The 694-nt window shown below is 47.3% G+C and carries 2 protein-coding genes; both read right to left on the bottom strand.

Annotated elements, in window-relative coordinates; all coding sequences use genetic code 11:
- Positions 1-373, bottom strand: a 373-nt coding sequence (locus R7E38_RS22925; RefSeq protein WP_318082146.1) for a lyase family protein, incomplete at its 3' end; no start/stop codon positions are given.
- 17 nt (positions 374-390) lie between these two features.
- The coding region (locus R7E38_RS22920; RefSeq protein WP_318082145.1) for a hypothetical protein at positions 391-694 on the bottom strand (304 nt) is incomplete at its 5' end.

Genomic DNA, 694 nt, shown 5'->3' with positions numbered 1-694 from the left:
GATTGACGTTGCCGCCAAGCAATTCAGACGCGAGCGTGGCAATCACTTCATTGGCGTTCATGTTGGAGCTTGTCCCAGAACCGGTTTGGAACAGGTCGATAGGGAACTGATCGAGATGTTGCCCATCAATAATGGCTTGCGCAGCGTCTGCAATCGCATTAGCAATATCACCTTCTAGTAACCCTAGTTGTGCGTTGGTCAGTGCTGCCGTCTGTTTGATGTGGGCTAAAGCTTGGATGAAACCGCTTGGCATGGTGTGCTGGCTGAATGCGAAGTTATCGATAGCGCGCTGAGTTTGTGCTTGATACAAGGCATTCGCCGGGACTTTTACTTCGCCCATGCTGTCGGTTTCAATACGAAATTCGGTGGTCATAGTAGGGTTCCTTTCGTTTAATCAAGAAAAGTCTGAATGAGGCGTAATTGTTGTTGTAATTGGAGAAACTTTACGTCGCCATGTTCAAACTGATAGTAGTAACGTTTGAGGCAGAATAAGGGTGTGTGAACCGAATCAAGGCAGACTCGGCGAAATGTACGAGTGCGAGTTGGGTCTTGAATCGCTTCGAGAAGGTGGAAATACACTTGGCGCAAAAACAGTTCGCACAAGAGTAAGTTTTCGTCTTCTGCTTCATGCTCATAGCTGGATGACAACACCATACCCCAATGAATATAGTCATGAATGACGTCGGGCTCAAAG

The organism is Vibrio sp. Vb2131, from assembly GCF_033338535.1.
In the GTDB taxonomy this organism is placed as follows: Bacteria; Pseudomonadota; Gammaproteobacteria; order Enterobacterales; family Vibrionaceae; genus Vibrio; species Vibrio alginolyticus.
The sequence above is the reverse complement of the archived record's forward strand: the minus strand, read 5'-3'. Positions and strand labels throughout refer to the sequence as shown.